Origin of the sequence: Pseudoalteromonas aquimarina, assembly GCF_049257255.1 — a bacterium.
GTDB lineage: Bacteria > Pseudomonadota > Gammaproteobacteria > Enterobacterales > Alteromonadaceae > Pseudoalteromonas.
The window spans coordinates 104033-122187 of sequence record NZ_JBMMUG010000001.1 but is presented as its reverse complement, the minus strand read 5'-3'; the positions used below and the strand labels follow the sequence as shown (position 1 = coordinate 122187).

The 18155-nt window shown below is 40.3% G+C and carries 13 protein-coding genes; 2 read left to right on the top strand and 11 right to left on the bottom strand.

Annotated elements, in window-relative coordinates; all coding sequences use genetic code 11:
* Nucleotides 1–20 precede the first annotated feature (20 nt).
* A complete protein-coding gene (gene miaE, locus AAEU29_RS00520; protein ID WP_421971619.1) occupies nucleotides 21–797 on the bottom strand; it encodes a tRNA isopentenyl-2-thiomethyl-A-37 hydroxylase MiaE in 777 nt (258 codons plus the stop codon).
* Between the two features lie 261 nt (nucleotides 798–1058).
* Here miaE and AAEU29_RS00515 point away from each other — a divergent pair, with 261 nt between their 5' ends.
* A complete protein-coding gene (locus tag AAEU29_RS00515) occupies nucleotides 1059–1661 on the top strand; it encodes a Yip1 family protein (RefSeq protein WP_421971618.1) in 603 nt (200 codons plus the stop codon).
* Between the two features lie 80 nt (nucleotides 1662–1741).
* Here the strand turns inward: AAEU29_RS00515 and purF are convergent, their stop codons facing one another.
* The 10 genes from purF to fabB form a co-directional block, all read right to left on the bottom strand.
* A complete protein-coding gene (purF, locus tag AAEU29_RS00510; RefSeq protein ID WP_421971617.1) occupies nucleotides 1742–3262 on the bottom strand; it encodes an amidophosphoribosyltransferase in 1521 nt (506 codons plus the stop codon).
* A gap of 26 nt (nucleotides 3263–3288) precedes the next feature.
* Nucleotides 3289–3777 carry a CvpA family protein gene (locus AAEU29_RS00505; RefSeq protein ID WP_274761436.1) on the bottom strand — a complete coding sequence of 163 codons (489 nt, stop codon included), beginning with the start codon at nucleotides 3775–3777 and terminating at the stop codon, nucleotides 3289–3291.
* A gap of 60 nt (nucleotides 3778–3837) precedes the next feature.
* Nucleotides 3838–4497, bottom strand: coding sequence for an SPOR domain-containing protein (locus AAEU29_RS00500; protein WP_421971616.1), 660 nt, complete (start codon nucleotides 4495–4497; stop codon nucleotides 3838–3840).
* Nucleotides 4498–4499: 2 nt separating this feature from the next.
* Entirely contained in the window at nucleotides 4500–5768 is a 1269-nt protein-coding gene (gene folC / locus AAEU29_RS00495; RefSeq protein ID WP_421971615.1) for a bifunctional tetrahydrofolate synthase/dihydrofolate synthase, read from the bottom strand.
* A gap of 29 nt (nucleotides 5769–5797) precedes the next feature.
* Complete coding sequence (gene accD, locus AAEU29_RS00490; protein ID WP_274761439.1) at nucleotides 5798–6673, bottom strand: acetyl-CoA carboxylase, carboxyltransferase subunit beta; 876 nt, start codon at nucleotides 6671–6673, stop codon at nucleotides 5798–5800.
* 131 nt (nucleotides 6674–6804) lie between these two features.
* The gene (gene truA / locus AAEU29_RS00485; protein ID WP_421971614.1) at nucleotides 6805–7596 is read right to left on the bottom strand and encodes a tRNA pseudouridine(38-40) synthase TruA; all 792 of its coding nucleotides are present in this window, start codon (nucleotides 7594–7596) and stop codon (nucleotides 6805–6807) included.
* Nucleotides 7597–7693: 97 nt separating this feature from the next.
* Nucleotides 7694–11773 carry a FimV/HubP family polar landmark protein gene (locus AAEU29_RS00480; RefSeq protein WP_421971613.1) on the bottom strand — a complete coding sequence of 1360 codons (4080 nt, stop codon included), beginning with the start codon at nucleotides 11771–11773 and terminating at the stop codon, nucleotides 7694–7696.
* Nucleotides 11774–12147: 374 nt separating this feature from the next.
* Nucleotides 12148–13164: an aspartate-semialdehyde dehydrogenase gene (locus tag AAEU29_RS00475; RefSeq protein ID WP_421971612.1), complete on the bottom strand. Its 1017-nt coding sequence runs from the start codon at nucleotides 13162–13164 to the stop codon at nucleotides 12148–12150.
* 1 nt (nucleotide 13165) lies between these two features.
* Nucleotides 13166–14293, bottom strand: a complete 1128-nt coding sequence (pdxB, locus tag AAEU29_RS00470) for a 4-phosphoerythronate dehydrogenase PdxB (RefSeq protein WP_421971611.1) — start codon at nucleotides 14291–14293, stop codon at nucleotides 13166–13168.
* A gap of 114 nt (nucleotides 14294–14407) precedes the next feature.
* Nucleotides 14408–15622, bottom strand: coding sequence for a beta-ketoacyl-ACP synthase I (gene fabB / locus AAEU29_RS00465; RefSeq protein WP_421971610.1), 1215 nt, complete (start codon nucleotides 15620–15622; stop codon nucleotides 14408–14410).
* 207 nt (nucleotides 15623–15829) lie between these two features.
* Here fabB and mnmC point away from each other — a divergent pair, with 207 nt between their 5' ends.
* Nucleotides 15830–17812, top strand: a complete 1983-nt coding sequence (gene mnmC, locus AAEU29_RS00460; RefSeq protein ID WP_421971609.1) for a bifunctional tRNA (5-methylaminomethyl-2-thiouridine)(34)-methyltransferase MnmC2/FAD-dependent 5-carboxymethylaminomethyl-2-thiouridine(34) oxidoreductase MnmC1 — start codon at nucleotides 15830–15832, stop codon at nucleotides 17810–17812.
* The last annotated feature ends 343 nt before the right edge of the window (nucleotides 17813–18155 follow it).

Below are 18155 nucleotides of genomic sequence, written 5' to 3'. Positions count from 1 at the left end.
GAACACAATCAAAAAGAGCGCTAACTGCGCTCTTTTGGTTTTCCACTGTGAAATTTAAAATCATCATCAGGTGATGAAATAAGCTCGGCTTCTATCTCACCGAAAAATTTCACTCGTTCTGAAATATCCTCTCCCGCAACCTGCTGAGCAAGAGCTAGATAATCTTCATAATGACGGGCTTCTGAGCGAAGCAATGAAATGTAGAATTTACACAATTCATCATCTAAGTGTGGGGCTAGCTTGGCAAAACGCTCACAAGAACGAGCTTCTATATAAGCACCGCAGATCAGCTTATCAACTAAAATTGCAGGCTCGTGGGTACGCACATGTGTCATCATTCCCTTAGCATATCGACTCGCTGTGATATTTTCGTAAGGGATGCCACGCGCTACCATAATCTCTAATACTTGGTAAAAGTGATGAAGCTCTTCTTTAATTAGCAACACCATTTTATCAATCAAGTCTTGGCCAAAATTCGAATCGCTTTTGGGCACGATTTCTTTGCTAAGCTTGTAATGCTCAGCGAGTGACTCTAACGAACCTTCTTTCTTATAAACAAACTTTTCATAAGGCTGAAACCACTCAAGTAAGGCTTCGCCGCTTTTTTTGTCTGCGGCATATTTACGAATAAGCCACATTGCCGTTTGCCCAGCTTTTAATTCACAAATTAAATGGTCTAGTAACAAAACGGGTAAATTTTCAGTTCTCTTGGCTTCAGTTACCCATTCATCTGGGGTTTCACACTGTAAAAACTGATAAATGGGGGCTAGTAAATCTTGATATTTAGCTAAACTCATATCTACGTTAGACAAAAATGAATAATAACTAATTTTATCATAACAACTTAAACTAAGTCTTGAATCTTCTTATTTCACCTTTGTTTGCATTGATCTTCATCAGATTTTAAAGAAAACCTTCAATTATATTTCTTGACATTTTATTAACAATCACCAATAAGTAGTAATGACCTGTTTAAAAAAACAACAAACGCTAATTGTTGAATTTGAAGTCAAAAATCACATTAGCCAATCAATTTAGGGTAATACAAGGAACACAATATGATTTTAAATCACCTTTGGGGTTTATACGCCCACCCAAAAGAAGAGTGGCAAACTATTGATGCTCGCCACGAAAGCTTTGGTTATAGCATGTCTCATATCTTGCTTATTGCACTAGTACCAAGTGTAATGGGTTATTTTTCAGCAGTTTATTTAGGTTGGAGTGTCGGTGTTGGAGATCGCATATTCCTAACTGAATCAAGCGCTATGTTACTTGCGATTTCAATGTATTTCGCTCTTATTGCAGGCGTATTTACACTGGCATACCTTGCACATTGGATGGCGGTTACATTTGGAGCTGAACCAAGTTATACACAAACACTTGAATTAGCAGCGTATACATCAACACCTATTTTTATGTCTGCGCTTGCTGCGGTGTATCCTGAATTATGGTTTATTGTTTTGGTAGGCTGCGGTGCTGTCGCTTATTCAGTGTATTTACTTTACACCGGAGTGCCAATTCTAATGCATATTCCAGAAGAACGTGGCTTTATATATGCAAGCTCTGTTGTGACTTGCGGCCTAGTGCTACTGGTTATTATTCTTGCTGCAACTGCGATTATGTGGACATCAGGCTTCGGACCCATGTTTACATCGGGCTGAATAAAAATTTCTAGCTAACATAGTTAATAAACAAAAAAGGAGCTTAAAGCTCCTTTTTTTATCGATTAATTTAGTAAATATTATTCACTAGCATCTTGGTTATGAAGCTCTAAACCTGAAGACATTGCTGATTCGCGGTCAGATTTTGCAGCATCGTTACGCAGTGCGTCAATACGGTTTAGGTAAGCTTGGTCAATATCACCAGTTACATAATTACCATCAAAAACCGATGTTTCAAAGTTCGTAATTTCTGGATTTTCTTGGCTTACAGCACTGATCAAATCATTTAGTGATTGATAGATTAGGCCATCTGCACCAATGCTTGCATTGATATCTTCAACTTCACGACCATGAGCAATCAGTTCTTGCGCTGATGGCATATCAACACCATACACATTCGGGAAGCGAATTTCTGGCGCCGCAGATGCGAAGTAAACATTTTTAGCACCTGCTTCACGTGCCATTTCAACGATTTGCGCAGATGTTGTACCACGTACAATTGAATCATCAACAAGTAATACGTTTTTACCTTTAAACTCTTGTGCAATTGCATTAAGTTTACGACGTACCGACTTTTTACGCAGCTCCTGACCCGGCATAATAAAGGTACGACCAATATAACGGTTCTTTACGAAACCTTGACGGTAAGGCAGTTCAAGTACATTTGCCATTTCTAACGCAATATCACATGACGTTTCAGGAATTGGAATGATTACATCAATTTCTTTATCAGCCCATTCACGCTTAACTTTTTCGCCAAGTTTAGTACCCATGTTTACACGCGCTGCATAAACTGAGATTTTATCAATTGTAGAATCTGGGCGAGCAAAATAAACAAATTCGAAAATACACGGGCTATAAGAAGCGTTCGATGCACATTGCTGTGAATGTAATTGACCATCGTTAGAAACAAAAATAGCTTCACCTGGTGCAACATCACGAATAAATGCAAAACCACACGCATCAAGAGCAACACTTTCAGATGCGAACATATATTCAACACCCTGCTCTGTTTCGCGTTTACCGAATACCAGTGGACGAATACCATTAGCATCACGAAATGCAATCATACCGTGACCGATAATCATCGCGATTGATGCATAACCACCAACTACTTTGCTGTTTACAGTCGTTACCGCAGTAAATACATCTTCAGGCGAAAGCTCTAGTTTATTAGGCTTTGCAAGTTCATGGGCTAAGATATTCAGTAACACTTCTGAATCTGATGTGGTGTTAACGTGGCGCTTTGCTGTTTTGAATAAATCTTCTTTTAACGCTTCAGCATTTGTTAGATTGCCATTGTGCGCAAGCGCAATACCAAATGGCGAGTTTACATAAAACGGTTGTGCTTCAGCTGAGCTTGAAGAACCAGCCGTTGGGTAACGAACATGACCAATACCCATATCGCCTTGTAAACGTTTCATATGGCGTGTGTGAAATACATCTTTCACAAGGCCATTATCTTTACGTAAGCTAAAGGTGTTATTGTCAATGGTAATAATACCCGCCGCATCCTGACCACGGTGTTGCAAAACGGTTAGACCGTCATAAAGGGTTTGATTTACCGGGGTAGTTCCGACGATACCAACGATACCACACATGAGAAAAATCCTCGCCTGATAAGGGGTTACTGAGTTAAGAAGCTTGAATTATCTTCTAGGTATTCAAAAAACCATTCAATAATAAAGCTAAACTCTGGAATTAAATTTGAACGACTCCACCAGTCTTTACTTGGGGCACTGGTGAAAGCATCGAGAAAAAATAATAGTGCACTAATTATAAGCACGCCACGCAAAGCGCCAAATACCAAACCAATTACTCGGTCAGTGCCTGACAGCCCTGTTCTTTGGACTAATTCTCCAAGCACATAATTGACTAAACTGCCGACAATCAAAGTTGAGAAAAACAAGATTGCAATTGCAGCACCATTACGTACTAGGGGTTCGGAGATTTGGTCTGTAAGAAAAACAGCGAGGTGTTCATAAAACATGCTTGAGATAAAAAAGGCAGCAATCCAAACAGCTAGCGACATTGCTTCTTTAACAAAGCCGCGCATCAAACTTATCAAGGATGAAAGCCCGATGATACCCAGAATGGTGTAATCTACCCAGATCATATTAACCTGCCCTTTTATGTTTCGCGCGCATTTTATATAAGCTTACGCTTAATTGCCAGCTCAATTTGTGATTTCGAATTGTGTTACTCGACCATTTAGCTTGGTTAATTTTTTTAACTGAGGTAATTGCGATTCTAACTTTTGCTTATCTAGCTCAGGGCCTACAAACACTTTTGTTAACGTGCCTGAGGGTGTTTTAATTGGTTTGGTAAATGCTGTAAAGCCTGCGCTTTTCAATTTAGCCAATAAAGAATCAACATTTGCTTTATGCGAAAAACTGCCTAATTGAATCACCCAAGCAAACTCATTAAGGTTACTTTGCTCAGCACGTTTAACAGCAACTTTAGGCTCAACTTCAACCTCATTTACAGCTGGTTTTGCATCAACTTCAACCGTAGCCACTTGCTTTTCTTCAATGATTTCAGCTTCTGTTTGTGCTATTTGCTGATCGGCTGAGAGTTCGTTGTTAAAAGGTGAGTTTTGACCTTCATCAATCGCCGCTTCTTCAATCACAGGCGTACTTGGCAGTGATTCACGAGCAAGCGTTTGGTCAGGCTCAGGATCAAGTTCTATCGCTTTAAATTCAGGGCGCTCAGGAATGTCTTTAAAGGTTTCTCTTTTTTGTACCTTTTCACCATCCAAAATATTAGGAATAAACACAATCGCTGCTGTTACAACGATAATGGTACCCACTAAACGGTTGATAAATTGACTAGTCACCCTCACTCCTTATTTTGCCAAAACGCAATTGCATCAGCCACAGTGTAAAATGAGCCAAATACAATTAGCAAATCTTCATCATCCATGGTGTTTAAAATAGTGTTTAAACCTTGCGCTACACTTGCGTGTAAAGACTGTTTTGGCGATTCAATTTCACTTTGTAAATTAGCTGAAAGATTTTCAGCCTTATCGCCCCTAAAGCATGACAGCGTCGCTAAATGCCATTCATCTACTTGTGCTTTAACTGCGTTAAATACGGCTTTTTGGTCTTTGTCTTGTAACATACCAGTCAAAGCAATAATATTTTTACCGCACGCTTTAAATTGTGCCAATTTAGCTGCTAGATAGCGAGCAGACTCAGGATTATGAGCAACATCTGCATACACCAACGGCTTTTCACTTAAACGCTGAAAACGCCCTTCAACGACAAGGTTAGTTAGCACCTCACGGAGTGTTTGCTCGTTAGGTAATAGGCCTAATGTATCAAGCGTTGTGATTGCCGTTGCAACATTTTGTGCCGGAATATTTGGCACAGGCAATTGAAAGGCTAATTTGTCATTTTTATAGTCAAGCGCATCACTGCTTAACTCGAATGAATAATCTCTTTGCGCTGCAATTACTTGAGTGCCTAATTCTTCTGCGTATTGCCAAATTGAATTAGGAATCGCTAAATCACCAACAATTGCCGGAGCATGCGCTCTAAAAATACCGGCTTTTTCTCTACCCACTAACTCTCGAGTATCACCTAAGTATTCTTTGTGGTCTAAATCGATAGTGGTTATAACAGAAGCAATTGGCTCAACAATGTTGGTAGCATCCAATCGACCACCTAAACCTACCTCTAATAAGATGTAGTCAGGTTTTTTCTGCTTAAATACTTCAAGTGCCGCCAGTGTACCAAACTCAAAATAAGTCAGGCTAATGTCACCGCGCCCTTGTTCAAGTGCATGAAATGCATCTACGTGGTCTTGATCGGGTAATTCGGCGCCATTAATGCGTACGCGTTCGTTATAGCGAATAAGATGCGGCGAAGCATAGGTACCAACAGAGTAACCTTGCGCCAGTAGAATGGCCTCTAAACAACGGGCTGTAGTGCCTTTACCGTTTGTGCCAGCAATTAAAATAACATTTGGAAGTGAGGTATAACCTTGCTTTTCGCCTACTTGGCGAACGCGAGTTAAACCCATATCAATGTTTGAAGGATGAATACTTTCTAAATAACAAAGCCAATCATCTAGACTCGACGATTGGCTTGGTACAACATGTGTCATAGTGCAATAAGTTGCTAAATCAGTTTAGATTATGCAATTCTATGCTCTTGTTCAGTTGACGGCAAGTGCATATATTTCGCAACAAGACGTGCAATGGTGTCGCGCATTTCACGACGGTCAACAATCATGTCGATTGCACCATGCTCTAATAAGAATTCAGAACGCTGGAAACCTTCTGGTAAAGTTTCACGAACTGTTTGCTCAATTACGCGTGGACCTGCAAAACCAATAAGTGCTTTTGGCTCAGCAATATTAATATCTCCTAGCATCGCTAATGACGCAGATACACCACCCATGGTAGGGTCAGTAAGTACTGAAATAAACGGCAAGCCTTGCTCACTCATTTTATCAAGTGCTGCACTTGTTTTTGCCATTTGCATTAATGACATAAGTGCTTCTTGCATGCGCGCACCACCTGAAGCTGAGAAACAGATTAACGGCATTTTACGCTCAAGACATGCATTTACCGCTTCAACAAAGCGCGCACCTACAACCGATGCCATAGAACCACCCATAAATGAGAATTCAAATGCCACCGCAGCAACTGGTACACCTTTTAAGCGACCTGTCATTGCAACTAATGCATCTTTTTCGCCACTTACTTTTTGTGCGCTAGTGATACGATCTGAGTATTTTTTTGAATCTTTAAATTTAAGAACATCTTTTGGTTCTAAATCTTGACCCAATTCTACTTGTTCGCCATCGTCTAAAAACTGTTCAAGACGCTTGCGAGCGCCAATGCGCATATGATGATCACACTTAGGGCAAACATGTTGTTGTTTTTCTAGTTCTGCCTTGTAAACAATCGTGTCACAATCACCACATTTAGCCCAAACACCTTCAGGAATTTCTTTACGACCTGTAGACTTGGTTGTTTTTGGTAAGATCTTTTCTAACCAGCTCATTTAAATCTCTCTCACTGCTATATCTGCTTTGAACGGCGCAGAAAATTTTTGCAATTAAAACACTAATCGTGCGACTAAGGTATAAAAAACTGGTCTAATATGTCGCTAAATTGTGTTATTTATTCGGTTTTTTATAAGCTATTTGGCAAAAATAGCGGCCCTGGATTTGATTTGGGTATTTCAAAATGTTCAGGGTAATCAACTTCAACTAAGTACAAACCGCCAGGCTTTGCCGTTGCAGATGCCTGTGTGCGGTCTTTTAAGGCTAAAACTTGCTGCATCCACTCAGGTGGATACTTGCCTTGCCCAATATCTATCAAACAACCGGCAATATTGCGCACCATGTGGTGAACAAACGCATTGGCTTTAATATCAATCACAATAAAATCGTTAAAACGCTCTACATTTAAGTGCATTACGTTTCTAAACGGCGTTTTTGACTGACAATGCACAGCTCGTACTGAAGTAAAGTCTTGTTCGCCTAGTAAATAAGGCGCTGCTTGTTGCATTTTTTCAACATCCAACGGATGGTGATAATGGCTTAAGCCAGAGCGTAAAATTCCTGGGCGGTAAGTGCTGTTATAAATAATATAACGATATCGCCTTGCAGTAGCGCTGTAGCGAGCATGAAATTCTTCTCTCACTTCTTTAGCCCAGCGAATAGCAATCGCATCAGGTAAATTGGCATTTACACCAAGAGTGAACGACACCATAGCTCTATCTGCCGTAGTATCAAAATGCACTACTTGTCCGGTACCATGAACACCCGCATCTGTTCGACCTGCACAAGTCACTTCTATTTTTTCGTTACAAATTTTTGAAAGCGCATTTTCGAGCTCTTGTTGTACACTGTTAACATGTTGTTGGCGTTGCCAACCACTGTACTGAGAACCATCATATTCTACGCCTAGAGCGACTCGCATGAACAATATTCCATGAATTTGAAAAACCCCAATTATACCGAGACGTTGCCTTGATACCAAGTATAAAAAAGCCCGCATTGCGGGCTTTTTCAAATAACTAAGATAGTTGATGCTTTAGCGCTAACGCTTCATCTTGAACTTCAGGAGGGCCATTACTGATAACCTCTTCTATCACCTTTAATGCACTTTCAGCATCATTTATTTCAAGATAAGCGCGTGCAAGGTCTAATTTTGCAGAGTAGCCTTGGCTTTCCATATCAACATCCAAAGCATCTTCTCCTGCCAGTAAATCCTCAAAATCGCCTAAACCAACATCCATATCAACATTTTGGTAAGGCTCAACATCAGATTCAGCATCATCACTTTCTTCAAGTAAATCGTCGATATCTAAATAGTCTGACTCTGCTGTATCAATTTCTTCTACTTCAAATGGTTCAGCTTCTGTTTGTTCACTTAAGAGTGAGTCAAAATCAAGCTCAAAGTCTTTTTGCGACTCTGCGGTAATTGGTTCTGGCTCTGCTAATTCATTTAATAAACTATCAAAATCAGTACTTTCTAATTCGTCAATGAGTAAATCATTACTGTTATCTAAGTCACTACCAATAATGTCATCATCGAGGAAATCATCTTCATCACTAGCTGAGAGATCTTCAGTGGTGATCACTTCTTCATTAATAGCTTGCGCGTCTTTAATTTCGGGTAATGATTCTTCTGCGCCAAAAGCTGGTGCATCAATTTCCTCAAGCGCTTCATCTAGTTCAAGTTCTGGATACTCATCCAAAGTTTGACTAGGGGCATCTGCACGCATTTGCTCGTCGTTATCAAATGCATCCGATAAACGCTCATCTTCTGCTTCTAAATCAACATCAATTAAAGGGTCGTCACCGAAGTCAATACTGTCCTCAGACAATAATTGCTCATCAAACGCACTATCTAAATCATCGTCTGATAAACCAAGACTATCAGCTGTTACATCTTGCTGTTGTTCATCTGGTAGCGAAATGTCATCGAGTAACTCATCAGCTTGCAAAAGCGCATCATCATTTGCTTCAGTTAACTGAGGTTCTTCAATTTCATCAAATTCATTAAGTAAATCATCACCTACATTATCTAACTCGATGTCTTGCTCTTCAGGTAATGCAGTAATTTCATCGTGTGCTTGGGTTTGTTCATCAAAATTATCAAGTGAAGGAATTGCACTTTCTTCAGATGCTAAATTTTGAAGATCCGTTTCAGTAGTCCCATCGCTTGAAATATCATTTTCATCATCAAGTAACGAATCAAGTAAGGCTGCATCATCTGTTGTATCTATGCCATCAACGTCAATCAATTCTTCTGTAAAATCACTTTCAAGAGTAGCTAGTGAATCATCTTCATCCAAAGAATCATTAACATCATTTACTTCTTCAACATCTGTAGTTTCATCAAGTAATGCATCAATGTCATCTACTGCAGTTTCTGGTTCAAGCTCATCTTGCTCTATTTCAGCATTTGCTAATTCGCTTTCAAGCAATTCTGCTTCTAGGTCTGTATCTTCAAGCGCTGAATCGAGGAAATCATCTTCATCAAAAGAGTCACTAACCTCATTTACTTCTACAACATCTGTAGTTTCATCAAGTAATGCATCAATGTCATCTACTGCAGTTTCTGGTTCAAGCTGGTCTTGCTCTATTTCAGCATTTACTAATTCGCTTTCAGGTAATTCTGCTTCTAGGTCTGTATCTTCAAGCGCTGAATCGAGTAAATCATCTTCATCAAAAGAGTCATTAACGTCATTCACTTCTTCAACATCTGCAGCTTCATCAAGTAATGCATCAATGTCATCTACTGCAGTTTCTGGTTCAAGCTCGTCTTGCTCAATTTCAGCAGTTGCTAACTCGCTTTCAGCCACTTCAGTTTCAGCGTTTATATCTTCAAGCGCTGAATCGAGTAAATCCTCTTCATCAAGAGAATCACTAACTTCTTCAACATCTGTAGATTCATCAAGTAATGCATCAATATCATCTACTGCAGTTTCTGGTTCAAGCTCGTCTTGCTCTATTTCAGCAGTTGCTAATTCGCTTTCAAGCAATTCGGCTTCTAGGTCTGTATCTTCAAGCGTTGAATCGAGTAAATCATCTTCATCAAGAGAATCACTAACGTCATTTACTTCTTCAACATCTGTAGCTTCATCAAGTAATGCATCAATGTCATCGACTGCAGTATCTGGCTCAAGCTCGTCTTGCTCTATTTCAGCAGCTGCTAACTCGCTTTCAGCCTCTTCAGAAATTGCAGCTTCATCAAGTAATGAGTCAATGTCATCAGCTTCATTTACTTCTTCGTTACCTGCAGCTTCATCAAGCAATGCATCAATGTCATCTTCTGCATCATCTGATCCAATTGCATAAGAAGTATCTTGCGCATTTTCGCTGTCATTGATATCAATTGACTCTTCAAGGTCCTGCTCAGAAGTATCGGTATTTGCAAACGCTTCAGCAGCAGCCTGTTGAGCAGCTAATCGCTCAGCATCAGAATTTGCTTCTTCTAGTAATGCATCTAGGTCCGTTAGGTCGGTATCATCTGCTTCAACTTCATCGATCATTGCATCGATGTCATCCATATCCAGTTGAATTTCAGGTTCTTTCTCTTCCGGCTCTAAGTCATCACTTAAGCTATCATCCAAATCAAATTCATCATTGCTAAGCTCATCCATAATGGCATCAACATCAGCAACATCAGATTCAATCTCATTTGATGGTTCAAATTCTTCTGGAATATCCAGCTCAATCTCACTATCGCTAGCGATCATCTCATCAATAGCAATGTCATCACTTTCATCGTCATTATCTATTGGAGAGTCGAAATCTTGTGCAAGAATGGCGTCGATATCATCTGCATCAAGTAATCCATCATCAGCAGAATCATTATTCATATCTGGCACTAAATCATCTGAGCCATCATCATCTAGTGCATCACCTAATAAGCCATCTAATTCATCTTGATCTAATAGCGAGTTACTGCTCTCAAGTGCTGGCTCTTCATCTTCATAAAGCAGATCATCTGGTTCTTCTAAGGCATCATCTAAACTATCGTCAAGTGCAACGATATCGTCTTCAAGTGAATCATCAAAGCTCTGATCCAACGCATCATCAAATGGGTCATCAAGTCCTGCGCTTAATTCATCATCAAGTGGATCATCTAAACCATTTGCAAGCACATCATCTAAGCCATCTGATAAATCATCTGCCAAGTTGTCGTTTACGATAGGATCAGGAATATTTGGCGAAGGCGTATCAAAAATTGGCTCTTCAGGTTCGTTTTTCGCGGCGCGTGATTTAAACCAATAAATTGCACCACCCACAATTAAGAAACCAGGGATCAACGCAAGAACAACTAATAGCAATGGATTATTTGTTAAATCCTGAAAGCTAAACGACTCTGCTTCTGCTTTTGCCTTGGCTTCTTGCGCTGCAAGAATACGGTGCTGCTCTGCCAGCAATGCTTTTAATTCATCAAGTGTTTGTCTGTCGCTATCAAGCTGACCACGAATAAGTTCTAGTTCAGTTGATAAACTTGAAACTTGCTTTTTAAGATTTTCATTTTCAGTGAGGATCGCTTCAACGTTATTTACTGACGATTTAAACTCGTCTTTAAGCTGCTCTAATTTTTCTGTTTGCGCTTGTTTTGCTTGTTGAATTTCTTCACTTAATTCTTTTTTAGCTACGATAACATCTTGTTTTTTAGCTTGTTCAGCTTGTTTGGCAACAACGTCTATCTCAGCTTGCGTCATCTCACCCTTAACTTTTTTATCCCAAAGCTTATCATCAAGCTCTGAACGCTCTTGGGCAAACCCCGCATTAATACTTCTGATTTCGCGCATTGACGGCATGCGCAAATATGAGCCAGTACGTAAATGGTTAATATTGTTATCTAAAAAAGAGTCAGGGTTTTTCTGATAAATAGCCTGCATAACTTGGTAAATAGTAACCGAGTTATCTGGCCTTAATTTGGTTGCAATACGCCACAAAGTATCAGTATCGCGTACTGGGCCATAACGTTTACCTTGCTCGCCAACATCAACATTTTTGGGCCCACGGATCCGAGTATTTTCAGCATTAAGATCAAACGAAATGCTTGAAGCGCCAAGTAGCACTACCGAAAGAAGAAAAATCGCTTTTGAAGAAAAGAAGCTGCGCATGGGTTTCCTTTAATATTAACTCTGAAAGCTCATTTGTTCGAAATAAACAGGGATCGAACACTAAACTTATGCAAAGTTTGCACCAATTTTATTAATTTCCTGGCTATTTCAACCTAAAATGGTGCGACTCTTTTTATAATTTTCAGCATAAAACTATAAACCAGAAAACACCGAATATCCATTAATTAGGCAGTGGCAAAGTAATTGGCAGGAAAACACTATCTCATTGATGATAATGAAGCTTTAAGCTAAAACTCAATTAGTTAAGGTCTGTTTATCTTTCACGTTAGCTTTTGCAGCAAAGAACAGCAGACCCTAGGAATTATGCCAAACAAACTTAAACGCCAGTTTGTTTGGCATCAAAGAAATGACTATTACAGATATTGCTCTACCAACAGCTCAGCAATTTGCACGCTATTAGTTGCAGCACCTTTACGCGTATTGTCTGAAACAACCCATAAATTTAAACCATGTGGGTGGCTAATATCTTGACGAACACGGCCAACATAAACCGCATCATTGCCGCTTGCATCAGACACAGGTGTTGGATAATCCTGCTCATCTTCAATATATTCCACACCAGCTGCTTCGTTAAGCAACTGTTTTACGTGCTCTACATCAACAGGCATGCGCGTTTCAAGGTGAATCGCTTCTGCATGACCATAAAATACTGGTACACGCACAGCCGTTGGGTTAACCATTACACTGCTATCACCCAAGATTTTTTGGGTTTCCCACACCATTTTCATTTCTTCGCGGGTATAGCCGTTATCTTCAAAACTATCAATTTGTGGGATTACGTTGAACGCAATTTGCTTTGGAAACACATCGTTTTCAAGTGGACGCGCATTCATTAGGCTAGCAGTTTGCTTTGCTAATTCATCAACCGCTTTTTTACCACCACCTGAAACAGATTGGTAAGTACATACGTTAATACGGTCTATACCATATGCATCATAAATAGGTTTTAATGCCACCACCATTTGAATAGTAGAACAATTCGGGTTAGCAATTATATTGCGGTTTCTAAAATCGCTTAGTGCCTCTGGGTTCACTTCAGGAACCACTAATGGCACATCGTAGTCATTACGGAAGTGTGATGTATTATCAATAACCACACAGCCCGCCTCTGCGGCAATTGGTGCATACTTTTCAGAAACGCTGCCACCTGCAGAAAATAGTGCAATGTGGGCATTGGCGAAATCAAAGGTTTCCACATCAATCACTTCAATGTCTTCACCTGCAAATTTAATATCTTCGCCTGCACTGCGTTCAGACGCTAATAAATACAAGGTATCAATAGGAAATTTACGCTCTTCTAGCGTTTCAATAATTTGACGGCCAACAAGGCCTGTTGCACCTAAAACGGCAACATTGAATTTTTGTGACATGTTATTCCTCAATCACATTAAAGCCGAGCTGGCTTAAACGTTTTGCATTTGCAGATGAACTGCATTTTACCGTTAAAGTGCTAAATTCGCGACGCCCTGGGTAGTTTTTTCGTAAACTATCGAACCCTTCACGGTTTAGTCCTTGTTTTAATAGGCCGTAATCACGGCGTGCGTCATAAACGCTGTGTACTAATTGGCACGCGTTTGCTTCACTAAAAGTATTGCCTAAACTCACCTCAGTAAGTTCTGGCTCTGGCAGAAAATCGGCCATTTTATGTGTCGCTGGTTTGCCTAATTGCTGACAAACCGCTTGATAAAGCATATCTGTGCCGCCCGCTTTGCCTTCTAAACTGTGGCCTGCAATATGTACCGAGCCAATACGCGTATAAGGCAGTAAAGCTTGTTCAATATTTGGCTCGTTTTCCCATACATCCAACACCAATGATAAACCCGCACCTGCTTGCATAAACTCAAGTAATGCTTGATTATCAATAACGTCACCACGACACGAATTGACCACAATTGCATTAGATTTCAACTTAGGCAAGTTGTGCTTATTTAATAAATGTTTGGTTTGATATTGACCTTCTTTCACTAAAGGCACATGAAAGCTTAAAATATCAGCATCGTTAATAATGGTGTCTAACGACACGCCATCTTCAAGTTCGCCTGACGCTTGCTTTGGTGGGTCGCAAAGTAATACGTTGCAGCCTAACGCTGCTAATTTTTTCGAAAGTCGACTGCCAATATTACCCACACCAATAATGCCAACGGTTTTGTCTTGTAAACTAAAGCCATCTTCTTGAGCAAGCGCAAGCAAGCTTGATATCACATATTCTGCCACAGCCGTTGCATTGCAACCTGGTGCACTTGAAAATGCGATGCCTTTTTGTGTTAACAACGCTTGATCAACGTGATCGGTGCCAATTGTTGCAGTGCCAACAAATTTCAATTTATTTGCGTGAGCTAGTAAATTTTTATTCACATTGGTAATCGAGCGAACTAATAGAATATCAGTATCAACAAGTTGCTGAGGGCTTAGCTCTCGGCCAGCAAAACGAGTTATTTCACCAAACTCTGAAAAGAATTCTTCGACCAGTGGCATATTTTGGTCAGCGAGGATGCGCATAGTTGTCCTATTTAGGCAAAGCAGATGCGCTATTTTAACGGCAATAAAAAAGCCACTCAATCAATTAAGTGGCTTTTCTTTCAATCAAATAGATTTGCGTTTTAAAAAGGCAAATTAGCCTTTGTATTTTTGCATTACTAGCGTTGCGTTTGTACCGCCAAATCCAAAGCTGTTTGACATTACAGTGTTGATTTCTAAATCACGCTTTTCAGTCACAATATCAAGGCCTGCAGCTTGCTCATCTAACTCGTCGATGTTGATAGATGGCGCTACAAAGTTGTTTTGTAACATTAAGATTGAGTAGATAGCTTCGTGAACACCCGCAGCACCAAGTGCGTGACCTGTCATCGCTTTTGTTGCACTGATTGCAGGTGATTTACCACCAAATACTTCTTGGATTGCGCCAAGTTCTTTAACATCACCTACCGGTGTTGATGTACCGTGTGTATTTAGGTAATCAATATCACCATCAACTGTTGCAAGTGCTTGTTGCATACAACGAACAGCACCCTCACCCGATGGAGCAACCATGTCATAACCATCTGATGTTGCACCGTAACCTACAATCTCACCGTAAATCTTCGCGCCACGCGCTAATGCGTGCTCTAACTCTTCAACAACAACGATACCGCCGCCGCCAGAGATAACAAAACCATCACGGTTTGCATCATAAGTACGTGAAGCAAGCTCTGGTGTTTCGTTATACTTAGTTGATAACGCACCCATCGCGTCAAATTCCATTGCTAATGTCCAGTGTAGTTCTTCACCGCCACCAGCAAATACAACGTCTTGTTTACCAAGTTGGATTTGTTCTACAGCATGACCAATACAGTGAGCCGATGTTGCACATGCAGAACTGATTGAGTAGTTAACACCTTTAATTTTAAATGGTGTTGCTAAACATGCAGACGTCGTTGAGGCCATAGTACGAGGAACCATATAAGGACCTACACGCTTAACACCTTTTTCGCGAAGAATGTCAGCTGCTTCAACTTGGTTTTTAGATGAACCACCACCAGAGCCAACAATAATACCTGTACGCGGGTTAGATACTTGATCTTCCGTTAGGCCCGAGTCATCAATTGCTTGTTGCATTGAAATATATGAGTATGCTGCGGCATCACCCATAAAACGCATTGCTTTGCGGTCTACGTGCTCTTTTGGATCAAGGTCAATGCTACCACATACGTTTGAACGTAATTTTAGGTCTGCAAATTCTTGGTTGAATGTAATGCCTGAACGGCCTGCTTTTAATGATTCAAGTACTTCTTCTTGATTATTACCGATACTTGAAACAATACCGATACCCGTAATTACGGCTCTTTTCATGGATAAACCTTTTCTACAAAGTAAATTGTGCTCTATTCTACGTGTTATTTACAAAAAACTGGTCTAATCTCAGCGTACACGTGTTTCGAATTTACAGTATTTTAACCTTAACTGCTAAATTAATAAGACTTATTTGTTCTAAATCAAGTTTAACCGCCCCCCCATATCTCGTACAATAGCGCTACGTTAAGTTTGTTTTAAATAATTATGATCCGCCACGCAAAAATTGAGTTTAATGAATCAGGCACACCGGTCGCACAAGACTTTGATGATGTTTACTTTTCAAACGATAACGGCTTATTGGAGTCAGATTACGTATTTTTTCAGCAAAACAATATTGCTGCGCGTTGGCAAAATCACCCAAGAAGGCATTTTGTAATTGCTGAAACAGGATTTGGCACAGGCCTTAATTTTTTAAACACTTGGCAACGTTTTAACCAAGATAAAAATAAATCTGTTGAACAACTTCACTTTATAAGCTTTGAAAAATTTCCTCTAGAACAGACAGCCCTAAAGCAAGCGCTTGCAGCCTGGCCTGAACTTACAGAGTTAAGCGAGCAACTGATTGCAAAATACCCTGTCGCCATGGCAGGTTGCCACCGTTTAGAATTTGAGCAAGGGCGCGTTATTTTAGATTTATGGTTTGGTGATATTCAAGATACGCTGCCACAACTTTGCTACGGCGAAAACGGCATTGTTGATGCGTGGTATCTCGATGGGTTTGCACCAAGTAAAAACCCCGATATGTGGCAACAATCACTTTTTGATGGTATGGCGAATTTAGGCCGAGAAAACTGTACGTTTGCTACATTTACCGCAGCAGGGTTTGTGCGCCGCGGTCTGAGTGATGCAGGTTTTGCTACAAAAAAAGTAAAAGGGTATGGCCGTAAACGCGAAATGGTTGTCGGGACTTTAGACATCGCGAATCAATTTGCAACCCAACCTGCGTATTACAAACGTGAGCCACAACAACTTAATAAAGTGGCGATTATTGGTGGCGGCATTGCAACGGCAACCCTTGCGTATAGTTTTTCAAAACGCGGTATTGCTACTGAGATTTTTTGTAAAGACGATACGTTTGCACAAGGCGCATCCCATAACCATCAAGGGGCGGTTTATCCTAACCTGCAAGCCGACTTTAACAGTAGCAGCGAATTTTTTGCCCATAGTTTTTATTTTGCAAAAAGGCTTTATCAGCAAATTAATAATGATGGCTTTCACTACCCCCATGAGTGGTGCGGCGTTTTATTGCATGGCGTTAATGACAGCAAAGTTGAAATTCAAACCCGCCTTACACAAAAAGGTAATTGGCCAACATCGCTTATCCGCAGTGTAAACAAAGATGAAGCAAATCAAATTGCAGGTATAAAAGCTAACTACTCAGGCTTATTTATTGAACCGGCTGGTTGGGTTAACCCCCCTGCATTGGTAAATGCACTTTTCGCTGCAAGTCAAAGCAAAACACCACATAAAGTGCATTTTAATAGCGAAGTATGTGACATTGAAAAAACACAAACCGGTTATCAATTACGTGATGAAAATCAGAATTCTCTGGGCGAATTTAGCCAGGTATTTATCACTTGTGGTGAATTAACAACGCGTTTTTCACAAATGCAATCTCTGCCATTTAACCCAGTGCGCGGCCAAGTAACCCGCGTTGCGACAAATGAACTATCTAAACAACTCAACACCGTATTGTGTCATAAAGGGTATTTTACTCCAAAGCTGGATAACACCCATTGCATGGGCGCGACCTTTGAAAAACAAAGTATGAGCCGTGAAATTAGTGAAAAAGATAACCTTATAAACCTAAAACAACTCACATCGTTTTACCCTGAGCAACTCGGTATTACAACTGATTCAATGCTCGATGCAAAAGCTGCCATTCGCTGTACCACACCAGATCATCAGCCGATTGTGGGTGAAGCTGTTTGTGAAGAAACGCTTATAGATAATTTTGCGCCGCTGAGAAAAGGTCAGCACTATGATTTTGGTAATTCAGTTAATCCACATCAAGGTCTTTATGTGTTCTCTGGCTTAGGTGCGCGAGGTTTATGTACCGCACCACTAGCGGCAGAGATGTTAGTAGCTGAACTTTGCGATGAGCCACAACCCGTGCCAACTCATATCAGTGAAATGCTCCACCCAAACCGCTTTATTATTCGCGACTTAATACGCAATAAACGCTAAAAAAATAGCCGCACCCTTCTAGGGTCTGTTGATCTTTGCTGTTCTATTTTTGTTCTCTTTGAGCGTGCTTTTATCGCGGCGCTCGGTGTGTGGCCTAGCAATCTAAGCGAATATCGAGCAACAATGAAAAAAGTGCGCTCAAAAGAACCGTTAGGCAGCGCTTGATTGGGTTTTCTACTGTGTTATCGGCTGACTCACATAGAATAACTATGAATCGCAGCCTCTGCCTTGTATAAAACCCAATCAAACTGCTGCAAAAACGAACTTGAAAGGTCAACAGACCCTAGTCAATGCGGCTATTGTTTGTTACCTAACTAATTCTTTTAACTATTAATAGTATATT